Source organism: Paenibacillus sp. R-74696, from assembly GCF_055814915.1.
In genome coordinates, this window is the sequence record NZ_JBPULM010000030.1 from 310395 (window position 1) to 327214 (window position 16820).

At 46.8% G+C, this 16820-nt stretch carries 19 protein-coding genes; 5 read left to right on the plus strand and 14 right to left on the minus strand.

What is annotated here, in order from left to right; translation table 11 throughout:
* Positions 1–6: 6 nt before the first annotated feature.
* Positions 7–651: a stage II sporulation protein M gene (spoIIM, locus tag ACSR9A_RS12930; RefSeq protein WP_473757600.1), complete on the minus strand. Its 645-nt coding sequence runs from the start codon at positions 649–651 to the stop codon at positions 7–9.
* A gap of 90 nt (positions 652–741) precedes the next feature.
* Positions 742–1305, minus strand: a complete 564-nt coding sequence (locus ACSR9A_RS12935; protein WP_473757601.1) for an NUDIX domain-containing protein — start codon at positions 1303–1305, stop codon at positions 742–744.
* A 112-nt stretch (positions 1306–1417) separates the two neighbouring features.
* Here ACSR9A_RS12935 and mciZ point away from each other — a divergent pair, with 112 nt between their 5' ends.
* Positions 1418–1558, plus strand: coding sequence for a Z-ring formation inhibitor MciZ (gene mciZ, locus ACSR9A_RS12940; protein ID WP_341278237.1), 141 nt, complete (start codon positions 1418–1420; stop codon positions 1556–1558).
* Positions 1559–1677: 119 nt separating this feature from the next.
* Here the strand turns inward: mciZ and ACSR9A_RS12945 are convergent, their stop codons facing one another.
* The gene (locus ACSR9A_RS12945) at positions 1678–2805 is read right to left on the minus strand and encodes a M20/M25/M40 family metallo-hydrolase (RefSeq protein ID WP_473757602.1); all 1128 of its coding nucleotides are present in this window, start codon (positions 2803–2805) and stop codon (positions 1678–1680) included.
* A gap of 48 nt (positions 2806–2853) precedes the next feature.
* Between ACSR9A_RS12945 and prli42 the strand changes: the two genes are divergently transcribed.
* A complete protein-coding gene (prli42, locus tag ACSR9A_RS12950) occupies positions 2854–2979 on the plus strand; it encodes a stressosome-associated protein Prli42 (RefSeq protein WP_150131586.1) in 126 nt (41 codons plus the stop codon).
* Here the strand turns inward: prli42 and lipB are convergent.
* The 5 genes from lipB to lpdA form a co-directional block, all read right to left on the minus strand.
* Positions 2935–3681 (minus strand): lipoyl(octanoyl) transferase LipB, encoded by a 747-nt coding sequence (gene lipB / locus ACSR9A_RS12955; RefSeq protein WP_473757603.1) that lies wholly within the window; start codon positions 3679–3681, stop codon positions 2935–2937. The genes prli42 and lipB overlap by 45 nt on opposite strands.
* Positions 3682–3698: 17 nt before the next feature.
* Positions 3699–5045 (minus strand): dihydrolipoamide acetyltransferase family protein, encoded by a 1347-nt coding sequence (locus tag ACSR9A_RS12960; RefSeq protein ID WP_473757604.1) that lies wholly within the window; start codon positions 5043–5045, stop codon positions 3699–3701.
* 91 nt (positions 5046–5136) lie between these two features.
* The gene (locus ACSR9A_RS12965; RefSeq protein WP_046231967.1) at positions 5137–6120 is read right to left on the minus strand and encodes an alpha-ketoacid dehydrogenase subunit beta; all 984 of its coding nucleotides are present in this window, start codon (positions 6118–6120) and stop codon (positions 5137–5139) included.
* Positions 6120–7154 (minus strand): thiamine pyrophosphate-dependent dehydrogenase E1 component subunit alpha, encoded by a 1035-nt coding sequence (locus ACSR9A_RS12970; protein WP_473757605.1) that lies wholly within the window; start codon positions 7152–7154, stop codon positions 6120–6122. The genes ACSR9A_RS12965 and ACSR9A_RS12970 overlap by 1 nt, the downstream gene beginning before the upstream one ends.
* 217 nt (positions 7155–7371) lie before the next feature.
* Entirely contained in the window at positions 7372–8799 is a 1428-nt protein-coding gene (lpdA, locus tag ACSR9A_RS12975; RefSeq protein WP_473757606.1) for a dihydrolipoyl dehydrogenase, read from the minus strand.
* Between the two features lie 189 nt (positions 8800–8988).
* Between lpdA and ACSR9A_RS12980 the strand changes: the two genes are divergently transcribed.
* Together ACSR9A_RS12980 and ACSR9A_RS12985 are read left to right on the plus strand one after the other, a co-directional pair.
* A complete protein-coding gene (locus ACSR9A_RS12980; protein WP_338551817.1) occupies positions 8989–9282 on the plus strand; it encodes a DUF2627 family protein in 294 nt (97 codons plus the stop codon).
* Between the two features lie 376 nt (positions 9283–9658).
* Positions 9659–10357: a hypothetical protein gene (locus ACSR9A_RS12985; RefSeq protein WP_473757607.1), complete on the plus strand. Its 699-nt coding sequence runs from the start codon at positions 9659–9661 to the stop codon at positions 10355–10357.
* Positions 10358–10406: 49 nt separating this feature from the next.
* Here ACSR9A_RS12985 and ACSR9A_RS12990 read toward each other — a convergent pair whose 3' ends face one another.
* Both ACSR9A_RS12990 and ACSR9A_RS12995 read right to left on the minus strand, forming a co-directional pair.
* On the minus strand, positions 10407–12194 hold the full coding sequence (locus tag ACSR9A_RS12990) for a SulP family inorganic anion transporter (protein WP_473757608.1): 1788 nt from the start codon (positions 12192–12194) through the stop codon (positions 10407–10409).
* A gap of 175 nt (positions 12195–12369) precedes the next feature.
* Positions 12370–12699, minus strand: a complete 330-nt coding sequence (locus tag ACSR9A_RS12995; protein WP_341278245.1) for an ArsR/SmtB family transcription factor — start codon at positions 12697–12699, stop codon at positions 12370–12372.
* Between the two features lie 176 nt (positions 12700–12875).
* On the opposite strand from ACSR9A_RS12995, the gene ACSR9A_RS13000 reads away from it, so the two are divergent.
* A complete protein-coding gene (locus ACSR9A_RS13000; RefSeq protein ID WP_473757609.1) occupies positions 12876–13508 on the plus strand; it encodes a hypothetical protein in 633 nt (210 codons plus the stop codon).
* A 202-nt stretch (positions 13509–13710) separates the two neighbouring features.
* Here the strand turns inward: ACSR9A_RS13000 and ACSR9A_RS13005 are convergent, their stop codons facing one another.
* The 4 genes from ACSR9A_RS13005 to spo0A form a co-directional block, all read right to left on the minus strand.
* A complete protein-coding gene (locus ACSR9A_RS13005) occupies positions 13711–14328 on the minus strand; it encodes an immunity protein Imm33 domain-containing protein (RefSeq protein ID WP_473757610.1) in 618 nt (205 codons plus the stop codon).
* A gap of 17 nt (positions 14329–14345) precedes the next feature.
* Positions 14346–14603, minus strand: coding sequence for a DUF7660 family protein (locus ACSR9A_RS13010; protein WP_473757611.1), 258 nt, complete (start codon positions 14601–14603; stop codon positions 14346–14348).
* 210 nt (positions 14604–14813) lie between these two features.
* Positions 14814–15371: a hypothetical protein gene (locus tag ACSR9A_RS13015; RefSeq protein ID WP_473757612.1), complete on the minus strand. Its 558-nt coding sequence runs from the start codon at positions 15369–15371 to the stop codon at positions 14814–14816.
* 407 nt (positions 15372–15778) lie between these two features.
* Complete coding sequence (gene spo0A, locus ACSR9A_RS13020) at positions 15779–16591, minus strand: sporulation transcription factor Spo0A (protein ID WP_473757613.1); 813 nt, start codon at positions 16589–16591, stop codon at positions 15779–15781.
* Positions 16592–16820 lie beyond the last annotated feature (229 nt).

Here is a 16820-nt window from a genome sequence, read left to right on the forward strand (position 1 = left end):
TGGGCATCAGATTGCCGCGGCAGAAGCGTCTAAAATCGGTGCTGCCCAGCTCATTAATAGTGGAGAGACGTAAGCTTCAAGCAAAGCGGCACCAATTAAAACCATCAGCATCATCAGCGCTGTCGTCGTAAAGCTGAGCATTTGCGGGGCAAGCGTGCCATTTTGCCGCAGCAGCCTATTTTTCACCACATAAATCGAAAAAGAAAGCGCAGAAGCACTCGCCATCAAAATGGCCGGCACAATAATTAAATTAGGCGGCGCAATCGAGACGAGCGAAAACAGCACGCCCTTCCATGAATATTGCGTAATAAGCGTTCCGAGCGCAAAGCCGACGAGCACGCCTTTTAGAAAATCCATGGCTAGCACCAGCGGTATTCCGACAACGGTAATTCCAAGAAACCACAGCACCAGCAGCCATTTTCCATGAAAAAAAACGCGCTCCCAAAACATAGCCTCGCTACCCGCTGCCGTCCCGCCATGCATGAGCTGCACATATTGGCCCATGTCCGTTGCCAAGTCCTGCTGCTGCTCAAAGGTCAGTGCATTCACCATCAACGCGCCAAAAATAACGCCCACGACAAACAGCACGCCCACAAATACATACAGCGTCAGCTGGCTCCCTGCGGGCCCCTTCCCTATTCGCGAACGCATAGCCTTCCCCCTCTTGTCCCATGTGCTAAATTGTATGTTCCTTCAAGCACACCTATGACGGAAGAGAAGGCACTGATATCGTTCTCCTTTCTAAACAGGCAGTTTGCCCGTTAGCAAATACAGCTTCCATACATAGACAGCCATAATTGTCTTGGCATCACTAATGCGGCCTTCGGAGATGAAGGCTTCCGCTTCCGCAAGCGTAATCGCCATCACTTCCAGAAACTCATCCTCATCCGTCTGCTGCTTGCCGGAAACGATCTGATCCGTGAAATAAACGTACAGCTTCTCATCCGCAAAACCCGGCGACGTATAAAAAGCGCTCACAAGCTGTAGCGTATCCGCTTTGTAGCCTGTCTCCTCCTCCAGCTCGCGCTTCGCCGCCTCAAGTGGATCTTCACCAGCATCCAGCTTGCCAGCCGGAAGCTCGATCTGGAATTTCTCAAGAGGCTTGCGGTACTGCTCCACGACGAGCAGCTTGCCATTTAATAGAGCGATAACGGCCGCAGCGCCCGGATGCTTGACGATTTCCCTTGTCGCCGTACTGCCATCCGGCAAGGCGACCGTGTCTACCTGCAGCGAAATGATTTTGCCAGAAAAAATTGGTTCGGTATGGGTTGTTTCTTCTTTCCAGCGATTAATTTCCTGATTCATGAATGAATATGCCCCTTTGCGTGTAAGAATATGGTAACATGCATAACTTGTCCGATATCCGCATACCTATCCTTATCCAAATATTTTTAATAGGGAAGGAGCTTAGGTAACGATGAAAACCTATACAAGCGTCAGCCATCTTCGCCTTGTCGGCAAAGCATGGGAGATTCGCCATCAACTGCGCATGATGTCCTGCAAGGCAGCGAGCGGAGCTTCTGAGCCATTAGCAAGCTTTTTAAAAGAACGCCAATAGCCAGCAGCTTGCCCTCTTGACTAAATGGAAAACAAGCGATACGCCCGGGAAAATGCTCTTTTCCTGACCTATCGCTTGTTTGGTTTCTCTGCTGTTCTGCTATTATGTCACAGTGCCTATTAAGCTTTTGCAGCCTGCTTCATAATCTCAACGACCAATTCCGTCGTTTTGACCAGATCGGCTACTTTAATTTGCTCCTGCGTTGTATGGATATGCTCGTAACCAACAGCCAAGTTAACCGTCGGTACGCCGAGTCCGTTGAACACATTGGCATCGCTGCCCCCGCCAGAGTGGAAGGTTTTTGGCGTCAATCCAATCGCCTTAATCGCCGTTTGTGCAAGCTGCACTACAGCATCGCTCTCATCGTACGAATACGACGGGTATATGACCTCGCTGTTGAAAACGCCCTTGGCGCCAAACTCCGCTGCCGCACTTTCTACTGCCTCGCGCATAGCGGCGAGCTGGGCATCCAGCTTATGCTGAACAATACTGCGTGCTTCCGCATTCAGCTTCACATAGTCCACTACGATATTCGTAGCGCCGCCGCCTTCAAAAGAGCCAATATTCGCTGTCGTTTCCTTGTCGATGCGGCCGAGCGGCATTCTTGAAATCGCTTTTCCCGCCACTTGGATCGCACTGATGCCCGCCTCTGGATTAACGCCAGCATGAGCAGACTTGCCATGAAACTCAATCGTTACTCTCGCTTGTGTTGGAGCAGCAACCGCAATTTCGCCTACCGAGCCGTTGGAATCGAGCGCGTAGCCGAATTTCGCCTTCAGCTTGGACGCATCCAGCGCGCGAGCTCCGAGCAGTCCCGATTCCTCGCCTACTGTAATCACAAATTGAATGGGACCATGAGGAATCGATTGCTCCTTCAGCACGCGAATCGCTTCAAACATGGCCGCAAGACCCGCTTTGTCATCCGCTCCAAGAATCGTAGTACCATCGCTGCGTATGTACCCATCGGCATCCAGTTGCGGCTTAATGCCTTTACCAGGCGTTACCGTATCCATATGGGAGGTGAAAAAGATAGTCGGAGCGTTTTCCACACCGGCTGCCTCAAGAAAGGCAAAGAGATTATTCGCGCCATGACCTGTTTTGGCTGCCGCATCATCCTCTTCCAGCGAAAGTCCCAGTTCCCCGAATTTCTTTTTTAACTCCACGCTTATGAGCTGCTCATGCTTCGTTTCACTATCAATTTTCACCAATTGTACAAATTCATCTACTAACCGTTGCTCATTAATCATTAACGTTTCCTCCGTTCGTCATTTTCGACTATAATAGGGCTTATAGAAATGTTTAGAAAGGAGATCTGCCTTGTGAATCCTTCCAAGTATGTTCGAATTGTTGCCATCGTTGTTATTGCCGCCATGCTGTTATCCAGCTTGGTAGCCGGCATCGGGATGCTGTTCTCTTATTAGAGCAGCATCCGGCGCAAAACCAAACACATCGCAGAAATGCGGCAGCAGCTGCTGCGCCGCTTCGCTTACCGACAGCTCGCGGCCCGTCAGCGTATTAAATGAAGTGACTCCGAACTGTTCAATGCCGCACGGCACGATGCCGCTAAAGCCACTCTCCGCTATGCCCGCTTCTATATTCAGCGCAAATCCATGACTCGTCACAAATCCGCCGCGCCTCCGCGCCCGATTAAATTTCACACCGATAGCCGCAATTTTCTCATCCCCTACCCACACTCCGGTGTATTCGGGCTTTCTGCCTGATTCGATACCATAATCCTTCAGCCAATTGATGATGACCTGCTCGACGTTGCGCAAATAAGCATGCAGATCGAGACCCACCGCATCGAGATATAGCAGCGGATAGCCGACAAGCTGCCCGGGCCCATGATAGGTAATATCCCCACCACGGTCAATTTCAAATACAGAAATGCCCCGCTCCGCAAGCTCCGCCTCACCGAGCAGCAAATGCTCGGGATGACGGTCTGAGCCAAGCGTGTAGGTCGGCGGATGTTGAAGAAGGAGAAGCGTCTCTGGACGCTCCTCCTGGTCAACTTGCTTTACCATCGATTTTTGCAGCTCCCACGCCTCCGCATAGCCAAGCATGGAAATATAACGGGCTTCTAGCGGTTTCTTCCCATTAGATACATGAGTAGAGTCAGTCATAGCGGCGTCCCTCATTTCTAATACAATTTCGTATCGTTGTTGAAGCTCTCCAAGTTTTCCTTTACCTTCTGCATAAATCGGCCACAAATAATACCGTCCAAAATACGGTGATCCAGCGACAAACAGAGGTTTGCCATCGATCGAATGGCGAGCATGTCATTAATGACAACCGGACGCTTCACGATCGATTCAAACGTCATAATGGCCGCTTGAGGGTAGTTAATAATCGGATGCGTAATAATCGAGCCGAAGGAGCCCGTATTGTTGACGGTAAACGTACCGCCCTGCATGTCAGCAAGCGTTAGGCGCCCTTCGCGTCCACGACGAGCAAGGTCGTCGATTTCTTTCGCCAGACCGGCGATCGTTTTGTGATCGGCGTTTTTGATGACGGGGGTTGCAACCGATTCCTCGGTACCTACCGCAAGCGAAATGTTAATGTCGCGCTTCACGATGATTTTATCGACCGCCCACATGGAGTTCATAATTGGGAACTCCTTGATCGCATTAACGACTGCTTTCAACACGAAAGCAAGATAAGTCAAATTAATGCCCTCGCGCTTCATAAATTCATCCTTCACCTTGTTGCGCAGCACGACGAGATTCGTGACATCAACCTCAATCATCATCCAGCCATGCGGAATTTCGGTGACGCTCTGTTTCATATTACGTGCAATTGCGCCGCGAATCGGCGTAACCTCAATATAATCTTCACCCCGCCCAGGCACCCCGGAAACTGGGGAATTATATTGCTGAATCGTTGGCAAGCGCGGTGTTTCTGTCAAATGCAAGCCAGACGAACGAACCTGCTCATTAATCGGCTCTCGCCCGGCTTGCGGATTTCCTTTATTAGCGGAATTGCCTTCCGCTCCGCCCGACTGGGCGAAGGTGAGCACGTCTTTACGGGTAATACGCCCGCCCAGACCAGTACCTGGAACGTCGCTCAAACGAATATTATGCTCGGCTGCCAGCTTCTGAACAGCTGGAGAGAAGCGATTGCGCATCGACATATCACCTTCCGCCTCCTGTGCACCGCTTTGCGAGGCTGTGGATGATCCCGCGCCTTGCCCTGCTGCGCTATAACCCGATGGGGCCCCGCCAGCAGCCTGCGTTTCTACTGCGCCCTCCGTTTCAATTAGGCATACAGGCGTCCCAACAGGAACGGTTTCCCCGTTGCCAACCAAAATTTTAACCATCGTACCCGATACCGTAGAAGGCAGCTCCGCGCTTACCTTGTCCGTAATAAGCTCACAAATAGGCTCATACATGTCAATGTGGTCACCAGGCTGCTTAAGCCACTTATCGATTGTTGCCGATACGAGCGATTCCGCCAGCTGCGGAATAACAATCTCCGTCACCGATTTCATCAATTATCCATCTCCCTAAAGGCTTGTGCTACGTGGACTGGCTTTCGTCCAAATTAACGCATTGCGGCGAAATGTCTCCTTCGGGCAAGCTTTAATACAAAGCCAAATTGCGCATAGCCTCTTTCACTTTTTCTTTATTCAGCAGGAAAAACTTCTCGCCAGGCGGATTAATAGGCATCGCCGGAACGTCCGGGCCGCACAAACGCATAATAGGAGCGTCCAGCTCATACAGCAGCTGTTCTGCAATAATCGCCGATACTTCGGCACCTACGCCGCCCGTCTTGTTATCCTCGTGAATAATTAAAACCTTGCCCGTCTTGCGAACCGACTCCAAAATAGCCTCTTGATCAAGCGGCTGCAGCGTACGCAAATCTAGAATATGAGTGCTGATGCCTTCTTGGGCTAGCTCCTGCGCTGCCTGTTCAACGAACAGAAGCGGCATGCTGTAGCTGATGACGGTAATATCATCGCCTTCACGCAATACATTCGCTTTGCCAATCGGCACAATATAATCGTCGTCCGGTACTTCGCCCGTAATCAGCTTGTAGCATTTTTTATTTTCAAAAAAGAGAACGGGGTCCGGGTCGCGCACAGCCGCTTTAAGCAGCCCTTTGGCATCGTATGCCCGATACGGCGCTACAATTTTCAAGCCAGGCGTTCCGAAAAACACCGACTCCGGACACTGGGAGTGATACAGCCCGCCAAATACCCCGCCGCCAATTGGGGCTCGAATGACAATCGGACAGCTCCAGTCATTGTTGGAGCGGTAACGAATTTTAGCCGCTTCGCTAATAATTTGATTCGTTGCCGGAAACATAAAGTCCGAATATTGCATTTCTGCAATGGGCTTCATTCCGTACATGGCCGCACCAATAGCTACTCCAGCAATAGCCGATTCCGCAAGGGGCGTATCCATGACGCGCTGCTCTCCGAACTGGTCAATCAAACCTTTTGTCGTTGTAAAAACGCCGCCCTTGACGCCAACGTCCTCGCCAAGCACGAACACGTCTTCATCACGCTCAAGCTCTTCCTTCATGCCAAGTCTGATCGCTTCAATATATTCGATAACTGCCACTAGATGTCCCCTCCTTGCCCAGCATCTCCTGCATACACATGGTCAAGCACCGATTCCGGCGATGGGAATGCCGCTTTGTCGCCGTATTCAGTCGCTTCGTCGATTTGCTTCTTAATGCCAGCAAGCAGCTCGGCATCCTTCTCCTCCGTGAGGAGTCCACAGTCCATCAAATACTGCCTGTATTTCGGAAGTCCATCCTTCGCACGGTTCTCATCGACTTCTTCCTTTGTCCGATAAGCCAGATCATTATCCGACGTCGAATGCGGAGACAAGCGATAAACCATAGCCTCAATAAGCGTTGGCCCCTCGCCAGCAATCGCACGCTCACGCGCTTCCTTTATAGTGCGGAACACTTCCAGCGCATCATTGCCGTCAATTTGCACGCCTGTGAAGCCATAGCCAAGCGCCCGATCCGCAACGCGGCCTGCAAGCTGCTTGTGAACGGGAACAGAAATCGCATATTGATTATTTTCACACATAAAAATGACTGGAAGCTTATGAACGCCAGCAAAATTGCAGCCTTCATGGAAATCGCCCTGATTGCTTGAGCCTTCTCCAAAGGTTACGAAGCTTACCAGCTTCTGCTTCTTCATCTTCGCAGCGAGTGCAATGCCTACTGCATGCGGAACCTGGGTCGTTACAGGACTTGAGCCTGTGACAATACGCAGTCTTTTGCTGCCAAAATGCCCAGGCATCTGCCTGCCGCCGCTATTCGGATCTTCCGCTTTCGCAAATACAGACAGCATCAGCTCTTTCACCGTCATTCCGACGGACAACACAAAACCGTAATCCCGATAATAAGGCAAGTAATAATCGACTGAGCGATCAAGAGCAAATGCCGCAGCAACCTGTGCGACCTCTTGACCCACACCCGATACGTGGAAGTTGATTTTCCCTGCCCGCTGCAGCAGCAAATTGCGCTCATCAAACTTGCGCGCCAGCTGCATCATGGCATACATTTCGACAGCTTGCTCATCCGACAAGCCAACTGCGGCATGACGGGATTGCTGCTCAATTGAACCGGATTTCCCCATGAGAATTCGGCCTCCTTTAAAAATGCAAGAGTGTTTAAGCTACGCGCTTATACTCGGCTTATACTTCACTGCGAAACGTGCTTTTGCCGCCTAAGTACGAGGGCTACCGTTTACGCCTAACCAAAATTAAAACCAGGTACTAATACTTGATATTACCCATTATAACCTCTTTTTGCGGAAAAAGAAAACCCATGCTTTAAGCAAGCATGGGCAGCTGCTACATCGCAGTCGCCTTTCCGTCTATCGCCAGCATGGCCTCACCGAGCGCTTCGGACAGCGTCGGATGCGGATGAATCAATTGCCCGACTTCCCAAGGCGTTGCATTGAGGAAACCAGCAAGCGCAGCTTCCGAAATAAGATCGGTCGCATGCGGACCTATCATATGAACACCCAAAATATCGCCGGTCGCCCGGTCGGCTATCACTTTCACGAAGCCGTCCGCATCTCCAAGTACGAGCGCTTTAGCAATCGCTTGAAATGGGACTTTACTCGTCTTAATGTCATGGCCTTTCGTTCTCGCTCCATCCTCCGTCAATCCGTATGAGGCAATTTCCGGACGCGAGTATACGCAGCGGGTTATGAGATGCGGCTCTATCGCCGTATGCCCCTGGCCGCCAATATGCTCCACCGCCGCAATTCCTTCATGTGCTGCTGCATGCGCAAGCTGAACTCCGCCGATGCAATCGCCGATTGCATAAATATGCGGCTCACTCGTCTGACCAAATTCATTAATTTGAATAAAACCGTCCTTCGTGCGAATATCGGTATTTTCAAGCCCAATTGCTTCCACATTTGCTTGACGGCCAACGGCCAGCAGCAGCTTGCTTGCACTTAGCAGCACATCGCCATCCGCAGTTGCAGCAGGTATGGAAACTTCACCATCTCCCACGCTTAGCTCAGCCGTGTTCAATTGCATACTTGTTAGTATACGAACGCCGCGGCGCTTAAGCAGCCGCGTAAGCTCAGCCGACACCTCAGCATCCTCGCCAGGAAGCAGCCTCGCTCCCGCTTCAACAAGCGTCACCTGTACGCCAAAGTCCTGCAGCATCGATGCCCATTCCACACCGATTACGCCGCCGCCTACGATCAGAATCGATACCGGAAGCTCTTCTAAAACAAGCGCATCATCGCTTGTGAGAATATACTCGCCATCTGGCGTTAAGCCAGGCAAAGAACGAGGTCTAGAGCCTGTTGCAATAATCAGGTTTTTGGAAACGACCTGCTCCATTTCTCCATCGGCGAGCTCGACAGCGAGCGATCCGCTGCGAGGCGAGAAAATCGATGGCCCAATGACGCGCCCTCTGCCTTTTATGACTTGAATGTTATGCTTTTTCATCAAATATTGCAGCCCTTTATGAAGCTGTTCCACCGTCTGTTCCTTACGGCTCTGCACTTTATCAAATTGCAGCGAGATCGCTCCTTCAGCTACTGCAATGCCATAGGCATCTGACTCCAGCAAAGTGGCGTATACTTCCGCGCTTCTAAGCAGCGATTTGCTAGGAATACAACCTTTATGCAGGCATGTTCCGCCAAGGTTGTCCGCTTCGACAATCGCTACGCTTTTCCCCATTTGGGCCGCGCGAATTGCCGCCGTATATCCTCCTGGGCCGCCGCCCAGCACAGCTACATCTACTTCTACCGCCATCTATTTTAACCTCCACCTGTATTCCATATGTATGCTATATTTATGAGCGTCGTTTGTTTGCATCATTATTATTGTAACCTTTTTAGCAGCGGTTTTCATCGTAAACTTTTCTGAAATAGACACTTTTCGCTGAAAAGGGTATCATATTAGCACAAGCCCATCTCACTATCATTAAGGAGTTACTCAATTATGAAGCTAGTTACAGCAAGGCTGATTGCTATTTTGCTGCTTGTCATTCCAGGCATACTTGCCTGTATCGGATTTTTAAAAATGAAAAATGCCGTCTACAACTACTTTGTCTCCTTCGGCTATGATGACATGCAGCCTAACTTTGAATGGCTGCCCTTCCTGCTGGGCCTGCTGCTGTTTGCCATTGGTGTCGGCTTTATCGGCGGCTGGACTTTTTTCCGCGACCGCAAGCGCAATTATGTCGCTCCTCGTTTCCGTCCGAAGCGTCCGAAGCCGCCAAAGCCAACCGCTTAGTCACTTATTCGCTCGCATGATCGCTGCCTTGCATCAAGCTCCTGCCGAAATGCCACACTTCATTTAAGTGGCTCGTGGGGGCTTTTTCTTTTTTCAGAGTATCGGGATCTCCCATTCCACAATATGTAAACTCGAATGAAACAAGCATCTGGATTGTAAAAATCTATAATAATTTTTCTTTTTGCTGAAACGTATATTATTTTTGTTTCCATTATTTCCGATATAAGCATTAGGCAATCATCATAATGAATAAAAGGGGGAGCTTGCCATTTCTGCTATATCATCTGCCTCATCAGCAGCACGCTCAACGTCTGCTGCTGCTTCGAGGGAAGGCGCCGTATCCGCTTCGCCACGCGAAAAAGAAATTCAGGCGCTCATGAAGCAAAAAGCTAGATTAAACGAAGAAATGCAATCCGTCAAAACGAATGAAAAGCTCGACACAAAGACGAAAATGGAACGTGTCAAAGCATTAACTGCTTCTATTTCTCAAATAGACGCCCAAATCTCACAGATTCGCTCAGAAGAAATTCAGGAAAAGACCAAAATCGGTGCCTCAAAGGACGATCAGCCTAAACAAAACAACTCGGACAATCCCGAGAAAAATTTGGACAAGGCTGTTAAAAACAGCATGACCTATGATAATCTCGGCAAGCTCGCCGGCGTTCGGGAGAAGTTGCAAGGCTCCAACGTCACCATGGAAAGCGGCATCCGGTTCGATCGTATGGTCATTGAATCAAACCCTTACACTGACGCTGGGAAATACGCAATGCTGGAAAATGCCGAGCAAACCGTCTTCAAGCTGAAGCGTGAAATGATGGCGAAAACAACCAGCCAAATTCATGCGGTCGATCAAAAAATGGGCGAGCTTGTCAACGACATCAACACTACGGATGACAGCTCTTCAGAAAGTGATGAGAAAGCCGCTCGCGGCAAAGTACTCACAGGTGAAGTCGCAAATAGTGACAAGGTAAGAGAACGCAACAACAGGCAGACAGAGGAAGAGCCTGAGGCTTCTGTTCAGAAACCGAACGTACAGTCAGCGGCAGCAGCGCAATCCATTGACATTCGGATATAACAATAGACTGGCCTATAAGTCTATAAAGCTCATGGATCATTCCGCTTCTTTATTGGTTCACTGTAACCGACAAAGGAGCGTTTTTTTGGATAGGATCATTTCCCCCTCGATTTGTAACGCTTTGCGTTTCTCCATTGGATAGCGCCGTGCATTCACGGAATACAAAATTTTTACATCCAAAACATTTATTTGTATCCAGATGGAGCAAGGCATAGCCAACTGCTTCACCAGTATGATTAAAGAAGTGATGAGTACCCATGCGCTCATATAAACCTGTTTTTTTCATCATCTGCAGTGGCTGTGGTTGGGCTCCTGACAGCAGCACGATTCCCCCGGATTTCTGGAATGCCTTGACTAACGTAGTCAAATTGGCTGCTCCTGTCGTATCCATAAAAGGCACCTTCCCAAGGCGCAGCAGCAAAATTTCAGACCTCTGTTTAGCCGTATCCTTCATAACCTGTTCAAACTTATTCATCGCCCCAAAAAACAGAGGCCCGTCAATCGTATATATACTAATCTGAGGACAATCATGTCCCTCGTATACCATATTTGCTCTGACTTTTTCATGTTTATGATTTGGATCTGGCAGCACCTTCTCGACCGTTAAAGAATGGCTCATCCGTTTCACAAATAAAAGCAGTGCCATTAATAATCCTACTTCTACTGCCGTTGTTAGATTCGTAAATACCGTAAGAATAAAAGTGATAACAAGTAAAAGGGAATCACTCGTTTTCGTCTTTAAAACATGGATAAATGCGCTTCGTTCACTCATATTCCATGCAACTACCATTAAGATGGGAGCCATGCTGGCAAGTGGGATATGGGACGCATAAGGCGCAAACAGTATAAGCACCAGCAGGACGACGAGGCTGTGAATGATGCCGGAAATGGGCGAGGCTGCTCCGCTCTTAATATTAGCAGCTGTGCGTGCAATCGCTCCCGTTGCCGGTATTCCACCAAACAGCGGAGTGATCATATTGGCGATCCCCTGTCCAATAAGCTCGCGGTTGCTGTTGTGGCGATTGCCAGTCATGCCGTCAGCTACAACAGCGGACAGCAGCGATTCAATCCCACCCAACATGGCAATAATAAAAGCAGGCTTAAGCAAATTCACTATCCGCTCCCAAGTCATGTCGGGTATGCGAAAGTCAGGCAGTGTGCTCGGAATCGTTCCATAAGCAGAACCAATAGTTGCAACCTCTCCGTTAAAAAATAAAGCTGCGACGACGCTCGATACAACGAGCCCCAGCAATGCCCCAGGCAGCTTAGGCACAAATTTCGGTGCCAGCAGAATAATCACCAAACAAATACCAGCCGTCAGCAGACTGTAGCTATTTAAACTCGAAGCATGAAACCCAATCTCTTTCATATTAGACAAAAAATCTTCATGCCTTTCGATCCCTTTCAAACCTAAAAAGTTAGCGATTTGCCCACTGAAGATGATGACGGCAATTCCTGCGGTAAACCCAATTGTAACAGGCCGAGGTATAAATGCAATCAACGAGCCCAGCTTAAAAAGACCCATCACAACAAGCATAAATCCCGCAAGGAAACCAGCAAGCAATAAATTTTCATAGCCATATTGCAGTACAATAGCGAAAAGAATAGGAATAAAAGCACCCGTAGGGCCACCAATCTGAAATTTTGAACCTCCGAAAGTCGAGATAAGAATGCCCGCTATTATGGTCGTATAGAGGCCATATTCCGGCCTGACGCCTGAAGCAATAGCAAACGCCATTCCGAGTGGAATGGCGATAATACCGACAATGAGGCCCGAAACCACATCCTTGCGAAGCGCAGATAATTGATATCCATCAAATCTCCCTCTTCCCTTCATTTGCCATAACCTTCTTTTCTTCATATATTTGATTATTTGAATATAAGGAAAAGATACTCCTACGCTTCCTTTATGTCAAACACAATATTCAGTCGAGTTTTCGAATAAGTCCTTATAAAAAGCAAAAAAACAAGGTTTTCCTAAATCTTGCTCACGGATTCCCTTGTTTTTTCAATTATGGCTCTTTACGAATATCTTCGAGTAGGGTAATGGCATCAACGAGATGATTGTCAAAAATCTGTTTCGTTACCGACAATAAGTCCTTAATTAATGGATCACGCAAGGAGTAAATGACTGAGGTGCCTTCTTTCACACTGTGGACAACGTTTTTATTGCGTAAAACAGCCAACTGCTGCGATACAGCTGAACCTTCCGATCCTAAAATGCTTTGCAGCTCATTTACGTTCCTTTCCCCTTCACTTAATACTTCAAGAATGCGAATCCGCATGGGATGAGCCAATGCTTTATAAAAATCGGCTTTAAACTGTTGAATGTGCTGATTCATAAACTTCTCCTTACTATTAAACTTTTAAATATATGAATATCATAGCACATATCCAGAAATGAATGAAAACGATCCGTACGCTTGTCCATTAATTTCTTAGCGGGTATAATACTCCTTATATTCATACTTTTGAATATTTGATTTTAAATTGATTTACAGGAAAGGTAAGGATGCGAATGCCCCGATTTACGATTGACCACCCATCAAGAGAAAATTCGCTAATCTTTGATGAAAAACCGCATGAAATTAGCAAGCAAGTGGTCATAGACCTTGGAATGGCCTCTCTGCAATCTATAGGATCAGAGCATATTTGCAAAGTTTGCATTTCAAATAGCGGTTCCTGCTGCAGCGGCTGCAGCCATCTTTCAGATCGGGTTGGATGCCAGCGTCGCAATACAAGCTGTACCGCATGGTTATGTGGGTTTATTAAATACGTCCTTTATGAGACGGGATATTTGCAGCAATGGAACGATTTTTGGGAGCAAGTGCCTGGACAGGACTTCCGCGTAGATTTCACGCCAGATTTGTTTTTCATTCAAAGATCTTTAAATATTCCAAACATGCGCAGCTTAAGCGAAGCACTTGCTGCTGATTTGCAGGAACTGGCCCAAACTCATATCGCTATCGGTTTTATTTTAACACTTAGAGAGAAGCTGGATAAAAATATAGATCAATTCATGTTTTATCATGATGATACTGGAAAACAAGCCCGTATTAGAAAACGGATCCAATTTTTATCCCTACCGTTTGAACGCTTCCATCTCGCCTTGGACGATTTTATGAAAATGATGGATCATCATGCTAAGTGAAAAAATCCAACTTTGAAAGTGAAAAGCACGCAGAGTCGGGGTTTTACTAATTAAGGAAAATTGAATTTCACTTAGATGGGAGCAGCTCATGCAGGGTTCTACTAATACTTGTTTGTTGCAGGGCAACCTGCGTTCTATTCGAACCTGCATGGGCTTTTTTTCCGCTATTAAACTCTGTAACAATAATTATTCAATTTGTGAATCAACCCCAATCATAATCCATTACTTTATTAAACTTTCCCGATTTACGATCTCTTTCATAGGCAGAAAACGGTTCGTCATCTACAAATGCTAAAAAAGAATCGTCAATATTAAGCGCCGCTCCAAGAGATACAACTTGGTAATTTTCCAGATTTCCATTGTATCCTTCAGGTTCATAGCCGCTAAAAAAGATCCACCCTAAATGATTCTCTTCATTCGGTTCATCTTTCAACATGAGATTGAAGCTTCTCTTTTCTAGAGCATCTCGGGTCATTACGATTTTTGTATCCATATAATAATTCCATTTGCTCGCTTCTGGGTCTTCCAGCTTCGTATCGCATATATGCTCATAAGTAAATTGAATTTCTTGCCCATAGCTTAGTTCAGTTATGTAAGATGGTATATTTCTGAGCAAGCCCTTGAAGTTGTCCTCATTTCGCTCCACAATTTCAACCCACATTCTTTCGCCAATAAATTGCTCGTGCTCCTCATCGGACAAAAAGATCAACTTCACAAATTCCCCAACCTGCAGCAGCTTTAACATTTGAGGGCTAGGCAAATAAAAAGTGTAAGGTGCTTCTTTGTTACGATCATATATGCTGTCCAGCGTCCAAGTCATGAATACCCTCCTTTGGTTCATTCGTAGTATTTAGCAGCCATTAGAATGGAAGCGAAAAGCTGCCAGGATGCATCTGCCGGTGCTTCTTTGTTTTGATTTTGATAAAACCCATCCATATCCTGCATCCAGCTTTCAATTGCATCAAAATAATCGGTTAATGCTCTATTCTCCCACTCTTCCGGTTTATGAGCGAGATTGTCTCTGAGTAAAGAAACAAATTGGATAAAATCCTCTTTTGTCTTTATATGATCTATCAAATCGTTTGGCCTCACCATTACAGCACAACCTCTCGCAGGCACAATTGTCCTAAATGTCCGCAATGTCATTATAACAATGGTTGAATTGTACGACCACTAGCAAGATGGTTTTGAAAAATATAATACCGTTTGTTATTGGAATTTTAAAATCCAATAACAAACGGTATTGGCATGCTCAATTCGCAGCTTATCTGCCACCCACGCAATGAGCTCGCTATTTGGTGCGTTCTATAGATTGTTATATTGCGGAAGCTCAAAATTCGTTAACCCTTCGTATAACGCTTTCTGTACCGAATACTTACGTGCTAGCTTATACGGTATCGTGTAATCCCCGAACATGCTCTCCAACACTATGTCATAATTAATGCGTTCCGCTTCTTCTCTTCTCCACGAAATGGACACACCCTCATTTTCTCCGCCAGCCACATCGTTGATGAGCACGTTTACGGTTATCTCGTATACTTCCGGATTCTCAAACAGAATCTTAGAGTACGCAACTAACGATCCGCCTGCTTTCTTCACGAAATCTTTTTCATCCGCAAATATTCCCGGATTAACCGTAATCGCTATGTATTCTCCATTATCATCGAAACTAGACACGAAATTACGGAAAGTCTCGTCCTCTACCGGAATAGCAAATGCAGCTCCTACGTTGCTTTTTAGCGCCTGTTTGACATTTCCCTCTGACACTTCAGCGGTCGCCCAATCAAATGGAGCAGCGGATGGACTCGCGCTTGGTGACGGCTCTGGAGACGCCTCTGCTGACGGACTAGAAGACGGAAACATGTCTGATGCCTGCGTAGAACTGGTACTCTCTTCTACCGGGACGTCTTTTTCACTTGAGCAGCCTGTTGTTAACAGCGTAATTATAGTGAACCCTAGAAGAGCGATATTTACCTTTTTGATTGCTTAAACCCCCTACGACTTTCTTTTTAGCTAATACGTGTGTCGTAGATATATGTAACGAAATATGAAAAGAAAACGGCCACATTACGGGATAAATCCCGTAAGTGACCGCTGTTAGCGTCAGTATCTATTTATCGTGGAATCTACGTCTACGTTAACTATTCGGAACTGTGTGAGTTTATCGCAATCTTAACGAGATTGTTTATTGGAATAATCAAGCGGTACCGGCCGGAAATTCACCGATTCAGCAACCGATTGAGAGGCGAAAACCCAGCAACAACGTAGGTTTAAGACACCTTATGCTCAATCCGCAGCTTATCAGCAACCATCGCGATAAATTCAGAGTTCGTCGGCTTGGACTTGCTGATATTGATCGTGTAGCCAAATAGGTGACTAATGCTGTCGATGTTGCCGCGCGTCCAAGCGACTTCGATAGCATGGCGAATCGCCCGTTCGACGCGGGATGGTGTCGTTTTGAATTTTTCGGCGATTGCTGGATATAACGTTTTTGTAATCGCACCCAAAATTTCGATATTGTTATACACCATTGTGATCGCTTCGCGTAAATACTGGTAGCCTTTAATATGAGCAGGCACACCGATTTCATGAATGATGCTTGTAATATTGGCATCCAGATTTTTGCCTTTAGCAAGCGGCACGACATTCGATTTCACTGTTGATGAATTCGAATTGTAAGAAGCAGATGCCGAGTATGAAGAATTTCCAAAAAGCTGGCGAATCCGGTTAGCCAAAATATCCATATCAAAAGGCTTGAGAATATAATAAGAAGCACCCAATTGAACTGCTTTTTGTGTGATATTTTCTTGACCGAAAGCGGTCAACATAATGATTTTAGGCATTGGAGAAATGTTCATTTCCCGCAAGCGCTCCAAAACGCCAAGTCCGTCCAAATGAGGCATAATAATATCAAGAATGAGTACATCCGGCATTTTACGGGATTCTTCCAAGTGCCTCAGCACTTCTTCACCGTTATACGCTACGCCGCTCACATTCATATCACTTTGATCGGATATGTATTCCGATAACAAATTTGTAAATTCTCTGTTGTCATCTGCCAATAATACATCAATTTTTTGCAAGATATTATCCTCCCTCAAATGATAATCCAATTTTCACTCTTGAACCTTCCCCTAGTTGTCTTGTGTAACATTTTCGACACGTCGATATAAATTCCTTCTGTCGAAAATTATTTTTCTTTATTTTTTTTCGCAATACCGTTATACTGATTATTTATTTACAATTAGCGCTTCGTTTCGCTGAGTTTCGACAAAAGAAGGCCTTCCGCAAAAATAAAACAACCGCCTGCAG